Origin of the sequence: Streptomyces sp. (genome assembly GCF_036566765.1) — a bacterium.
GTDB lineage: Bacteria > Actinomycetota > Actinomycetes > Streptomycetales > Streptomycetaceae > Streptomyces.
The window spans coordinates 1-6,304 of sequence record NZ_DATCVQ010000669.1 but is presented as its reverse complement, the minus strand read 5'-3'; the positions used below and the strand labels follow the sequence as shown (position 1 = coordinate 6,304).

At 70.3% G+C, this 6,304-nt stretch carries 6 protein-coding genes; 5 read left to right on the top strand and 1 reads right to left on the bottom strand.

The genetic code is table 11. From position 1 onward, the window contains the following. The coding region (locus VIU94_RS38890; protein ID WP_331919366.1) for an RNA-guided endonuclease InsQ/TnpB family protein at window positions 1–677 on the top strand (677 nt) is incomplete at its 5' end. Between the two features lie 219 nt (window positions 678–896). On the opposite strand, the gene VIU94_RS38885 is transcribed toward VIU94_RS38890, so the two are convergent. After that, window positions 897–2,366, bottom strand: coding sequence for an NCS2 family permease (locus VIU94_RS38885; RefSeq protein WP_331919364.1), 1,470 nt, complete (start codon window positions 2,364–2,366; stop codon window positions 897–899). A gap of 344 nt (window positions 2,367–2,710) precedes the next feature. On the opposite strand from VIU94_RS38885, the gene VIU94_RS38880 reads away from it, so the two are divergent. From VIU94_RS38880 to VIU94_RS38865, 4 genes are all read left to right on the top strand, one after another. Next, entirely contained in the window at window positions 2,711–3,412 is a 702-nt protein-coding gene (locus tag VIU94_RS38880; RefSeq protein ID WP_331919362.1) for a helix-turn-helix domain-containing protein, read from the top strand. 136 nt (window positions 3,413–3,548) lie between these two features. Next, on the top strand, window positions 3,549–3,794 hold the full coding sequence (locus tag VIU94_RS38875; RefSeq protein WP_331919360.1) for a hypothetical protein: 246 nt from the start codon (window positions 3,549–3,551) through the stop codon (window positions 3,792–3,794). A gap of 135 nt (window positions 3,795–3,929) precedes the next feature. After that, window positions 3,930–4,604, top strand: coding sequence for a DUF7019 family protein (locus VIU94_RS38870; RefSeq protein ID WP_331919358.1), 675 nt, complete (start codon window positions 3,930–3,932; stop codon window positions 4,602–4,604). Then, on the top strand, window positions 4,605–6,304 hold a 1,700-nt coding region (locus VIU94_RS38865), incomplete at its 3' end, for a HEAT repeat domain-containing protein (RefSeq protein WP_331919356.1).

Genomic DNA, 6,304 nt, shown 5'->3' with positions numbered 1-6,304 from the left:
TCGACCTGGGCCTGACTCACTACGCCGTGCTCTCCGACGGACAGGTGATCGACAATCCGCGGTTCCTGCGCCGCTCCGAGCGGCGGCTGAGGAAGGCGCTGCAGGCCCTGAGCCGGAAGGCGAAGGGATCGAAGAACCGGGTCGAAGCCCGCGTCAAGGTCGCCCGCGCTCACGCCCGGGTGGCCGACGCGCGTAGGGACTGGTGCCACCAGAACGTTTCGAGGCTGGTCCGCGACAACCAAGCGGTCTACCTCGAAGACCTGGCGGTCTCCGGTCTCGCGCGGACTCGCATGGCCAAGTCCGTCCACGACGCCGCGCGGGGCGTGTTCCGTCGGATTCTGGAGGAGAAGGCGACCCGGTTCGGCCTGCACGTGGGTGTCGTCTCCCGCCGGCTGCCGTCCTCGCAGACCTGCCACCTGTGCTGGGTCGTGGACGGGAGGAAGCCGCTGCACGTCCGGCAGTGGGCGTGCTCGGGCTGTGCTGCTGTGCATGATCGTGCCCTCAATGCGTCGCGTGTGATCCTCGCCGCCGGGCAGGCGGAGAGGCTAAACGCCCCTGGAGGGCCGATAAGCCCTGGAGTGGAGATCCCACGCCAGGCACGGCCCGTTGAACGGGGAACCCACCCGAAGGCCCAGCCGGTCACCGCCGGCAGCCAGGCGGGAATCCCCGTCGTTTAGGGCGGGGAGGATGTCAACGTGCGCAGTATCCGCTCGACCGCGAGGTGCTGGAGTTCTGACCGGACTCGGTCGGGCCGACGGCCGGCCGGTCGCGTCCCCACCCGACGCCTCAGGCCGAGCCGGGGTCCGCACCCCAGGAAGCGGCGATGACAGGAATGAGGACGACGACGGGGCCGGCCCAACCGGGCCCCGTCGTCGTCAACTCAACCGTCTTTGCCGCTACTTGACACCGAGCAGCTGCTCGATCGGGTCAATGGCGAAGTAGACGAGGAAGAGTGCGGAGACCCCCCACAGCAGCCAGTGCACCTCACGCGCCTTGCCGAGCGCGGTCTTGATGATGACGTAGGCGAGGAAGCCGGCGCCGATGCCGTTGGTGATGGAGTACGTGAACGGCATGACGGCGATGGTCAGGAACGCCGGGATGGCGATGTCGTAGCGGTCCCAGTCGATGTGCTTGACCTGCGTCATCATCAGGAAGCCCACCGCCACGAGAGCGGGGGCCGCTGCCTGGAGCGGCACGATGGTGAGGACCGGCGTGAGGAAGAGCGCGAGCGCGAACAGGCCACCGGTGAACAGGTTGGCGAAACCGGTGCGAGCGCCTTCGCCGACGCCCGCCGCCGACTCGATGTACGTCGTCGCGGAGGACGCCGACGCGGCGCCGCCGGCCACGGCTGCCGCACCGTCGATGAGGAGCACCCTGCCGAGGTTCGGGACCTGGCCGCGTTCGTCGAGGAGCCCGGCCTCGGCCGTCACGCCGACGACCGTGCCCATGGTGTCGAAGAAGTCCGACAGGATGAGGGTGAAGACGAGCAGCAGCACGGTGACGACGCTGACCTGCCCGAACGCACCGAAGACGTCGAACTTGCCCAGCAGCCCGAAGTCGGGAGAGGCCACCAGGGAGTCCGGGAGCGAGGGGGTGGTCAGGCCCCAGGTCTTGATGTCGGCGGCCTTGTCGAGGATGACGGCGAGGACGGTCATCGCGACGATGCTGATCAGAATCGCGCCCTTGACCTTGCGTGCGAGCAGCACGATGGTCAGCACGACTCCGAGGGCGAAGACGAGCATCGGCCAGCCGGTGAGGCTTCCGGTGCCGAGCTGCACCGGCACGGTGGTCTTGGCCGCGTCCGGGATTCGTGTGACGAATCCGGCGTCGACGAATCCGATGAACGCGATGAACAGGCCGATACCGACACTGATGGCCTGCTTGAGCGGCTGCGGGATGGCGTGCATGACGGCCTCGCGCAGACCGGTGAGTACCAGGACGCAGATGATGAGTCCTTCGAGCACGATCAAGCCCATCGCGTCGTCCCACGTCATCAGCGGGGCGAGCTGGAAGGCGACGACGGCGTTGAGGCCGAGACCCGCGGCGAGGGCGAGCGGGAGGTTGCCGCCGACGCCCATGATGACGGTCATCACGGCGGCCACGAGCGCGGTGGCCGTGACCAGCTGCGCCGGGTCGAGCTGGGCCCCGGTCTTGTCCTCGGCCGCGCTCAGGATGATCGGGTTGAGGACGAGGATGTACGCCATGGTGAAGAACGTGGCGATTCCACCGCGTATCTCGCGTGCGTACGTCGATCCGCGCTCGGTGATGCGGAAGTAGCGGTCGAGCGGGCCGCCGGGGGTGCGGGGGGAGCCGCCGGCCTGGGGATGCACGTCGTACGGTGCGCCGGTCGCGCTGGGGGAATTCATCAACTCTCCTGAATCAGCACATGCCCTCGGGAGCGGCACATGGGTGGGCTTGGGGGAACGCATACGGAATCAGGGACAGTTGGGGCGATCCTCTGATGCCGTGGTCAGCCGCGTGATGCGCGAACGCACATGCGAAGTGGTGTGGATCATACGGACAGTGGCCCTGTCGCGTGGACTTGATTGGTAGCAACTGCCAATGGTTGCAAGGATGTTATGGAGATCCAGCGGTCGCGCTCTCACCTGGACCGCTTCCCGCTCGGGCCGCCCTCGGAGACACGCACGAAACGCACTCTCGGCAGAACGCACAGTAGCCAGATCGCGAAACGATCTCTACCATCCCGGCTGTGCCTGGACCCCCCTCCCCCCACGACCGACCCGCACCCTTCGACGCCGCTGCCGCGCGCCGCATCCGCGAGTCGCTGGGCATGACACCGAGCCATGTCGCGCACGGCCTGCACGCCGCGTTCGGTTTACGTCATGTCACCCCTGACACCGTCATCGCCTGGGAACGCGGCACGGCCGCGCCCAGCCCCAGCGAGCTCACCGCCCTCTCAAGCGTGCTGTGGTGCGATCCGACCCAACTCATCGGTACGCCACGTGGGTTGAGGGAGCACCGCCTCGTCCGCGGCTACGCCGCCGCCGACGTCGCTCGCGCGATCGGCATGGACGTCGGCGCGTACGAGCACGCCGAACTCACCGGTGTCTGGACGGGCGACGCTCGGCAGACGGCGGCTCTCACCTCCGTGCTCGGCCTGTCGTCGCGCGACCGCATGGGCGTCACGGGTGACGACGAGCGCCTCGCCGGACTGCTCGGTGACGCGGTGAGCACCCGCTGGCAGGCGCACATCCGTGCCATCGCCAAACTGACCGGCCACGACCGCCGCACGCTCGACGGCCCGCTGCGGACGATGCACCAGGAGTACCAGCACCTGATGACGGCGACCCTGAGTCGGGGCGCCGGCGCGGCGGCCTCCGGCGAGCAGGGCCGCGCCTATCTGGAACAGGTCGTCGACCGCTTCTGGGACCTCGTGGAGGCCTCGGCCTGAGAACGGAGCGCGCCGGCTGGTGGAGACGCCGGTTGGCTCGTGAATTCGCGGCTCTCTTCGAGGAGGCGTGCGACTTCGGCGACGCAGCCTACGATCTGCAAGTCATCTACGGCTGACCACCCGTACCCCGGCACCTGTGGGCGGGGCAGCAGCTCTGAAGGCCATCGGCATCGCGGCGAAGGTCCTCCAGGCGACCGGCCACGGCACCTCGGCGGAGGGCCGGGAGCTGATCGCCAGGGCGCGGATCATCGTCCAGCAGAAGATCGGCCAGAACATCACCGCGGCGACGGCCACCCCCTTCGCCGAGGCCGACCACCTGCTCCTCACCGGGGACCTGACGGGCGCTGTCACCAAGCTGACCGCCGCGTACAGGGCCGCCTGAACACGCCGGTGCGGGGCCGGTTACCCTGGCTCCGCACCGGCACCATCGTCCGCGACGTCTGCCAGGAGAGCGATGAGGAACCTCGCGCCCGAGGAGTTCCCGCACCGGTCCGTACGTGGGACGGGCTGAGCGCGCGTGCGGTACTACCTGTACAACTCCGGGGCCAAGATCGACATGCTGTTCGGGCAGATCCCGGCGAAGCTACTGCGGTGCCTGGCCGTCGAGGCGAAACTCGACCTGAAGGTCCTCAGCGTCCAACTCCAGTCGCCCCGCGACGAGATCAGTGAGTACGACCGGCTGCAGGTCGTGGAGTCCTATCTGGAACGCGAGTACGAGGTCAGCTGGATCACCGAGCCCGCATCCTGGTTCCGGGGCGATCTGCCACTGCGGATCGCGGGGTACGGCAGACCGTCGGGGCCGGTGTTCATGACCGGGCAAGAGGGCGACACGGTCGTCGCGTTGATCGGTTCGGCGCACCATCTCGTCGGGCAGCGGGTCGGACCCGAGTCGATTCCGCCGTCCCATGCGGCGCTGCCGTCGCTGTTCAGGCTGTTGCGGGAAACGCCTGAGGACTGGCCGCTCGGCGAGCCGCGGCTCGCGCTCAGGGACTGCGGCCGCGCGAGGAGGAACGAACCCCTACGCCAAGTACTGGAGTTTTCCCGCCTGTTGAAGGAGCCGGCCGTGTACTGCGACTTTCTGGCGCGGCGGCTGATGCACGGCACGCTCACGACGGAGAGCGGCCGGGAACTCCAGATCGTCGTCGGCACACCGCTGTACGTGGCACAGTCCGACGAGGCCGAGGGGCGCTGAATGCCTGCCCCGGCCGAGTTCGACGTGGCCCGCATGCGGCTGAACGCCGACGTTGCCGGGCTCTGCCGGGCCGTACGCGACGGCAGCCGTGAGACCGCGTGGTTCGCCGTCTCGCTGCTGGGCGACCTCGGGGGTGAGACGGCAGGGGACTTCCTGCTGGAAGTCCTGGAGCGGCGGGTTCCGGAGCACCCCTACCTCTGGCTCGAGGCGGTACGCGCGCTCGGACGGATGCGGGAGCAGCGCGCGGTACCCGGCCTGATGCGGTTGCTCGGGAGCGAGCTGGAGAACGACGGTCAGCGCGAGGCAGTCGTGGCGGCGCTGGTCCTCATCGGCGCGCCCGACGTCGTACCCGTCCTGCTCGGCTGGCTCACCGACGGCGGCGGGCCGCGGTGGACCGCGGTGGACGTACTCACCCGGCTACGGGCACCGCAGTCGGTGCCCCTGCTTCTCGCGACGCTGTGGGAACTGCTGCCGTTCTACGGGGAGAAGGCGGTACAGGTGCTCGGCGCCCAGCGCGATCCGCGCACGGGGCCGGCGCTGCTGTTCCTCGTCGATTCCGAAGGGTCCTCCCCCGCGCTGCGCCGGGCGGCGCTCCACGCCCTGGCCGAGCTGCCCGAGGACGCTTGGCCGCCACCGGCAGGTTGGCATGTGGACATCATGCTCCGACGCGGACTGTGGGACCCGGACGCCGAGACGGCGCGGCTCGCGGCGGAGCTGATGGTGAGGACTCACGAGGGACGCTCGGAACTGCGCGGGGTGCTGCTCGACTACAGGCGCCGCAACCGTCCCCAGCCGGTCCCCGAGCAGACCGTCGTCCAGTGCTGCGCCGTCGTCGAGGCCCACCCGGAGCACTTCGGTTCGCGCCACGACTACCGCGACTTCGGCATCCTCCACCGTCTTCTCACCGAGGCGCCCGCACCCCTGGTGCGCAGGGCGGCTGCCGCCGCCATGGCCGCCGTCGCCGACGAAGGGGCGGCCGCCACGCTCGTATCCGCTCTCGACGATCCACGCGTCAGCGACAGCGCCGCCCTGGCCCTCGCCCGGCTGCCGTCACCGCCCCTAGACGACCTGCAGGCCCTGCTCGACCCGGGCGCGAGCCCGGCGCAGCGCCGAGGGGCGGCGCTCGCGCTCGGCCACTCCCGATGCGAGGCGGCCGCTCCGCTCCTGATGGACGCCCTTCACGAGGAGGGGCCCCTCGGGCCGCGCGTCGCCGCCGCCGACGCGCTCGCGGCACTGCGCCACCGACCCGCATCGACACAACTGGCGGCCCTCGCCTCCGACAGCGAGGAGGCCGCGACGCTGCGGGCCCGTGCGCTGCGCGCCCTCGGCGCGATCGCCGATCCCTCCGCGCTACCCGCGGTGCTCGGCGGCACCCGGGACACGAACGAGGCGGTGCGGATCCGCGCGGCGCAGGCACTGGGCGCCTTCCCGGTGCCCGAGGCCGCGGAAGCACTCGGAGCGCTCGTCTCGGGAGACACCAGTCTCGATGTGGCACGGGCTGCGGCCGAGTCCCTGGGCCGGATCGGCGCGCCGGCCTCTCCTGTACTGGCCCGGCTGGCGGACCGGCTCCGCGGCGACGTCGTCCATGAACTGGTCGCGGCGCTCGCCGCCTGCCCCGGCGGCGAGGCCGTGGCCGCGCTCGGTCGGATCGCCGCCGCCACCGGGTCCGTCGACGCCCGGCTCGCCGCGGCCGAAGCGCT

Excerpts from the sequence above, each read along its gene's own strand:
- VIU94_RS38885 (WP_331919364.1), bottom strand. The coding sequence starts at position 2,366 with ATGAATTCCCCCAGCGCGACCGGCGCACCGTACGACGTGCATCCCCAG.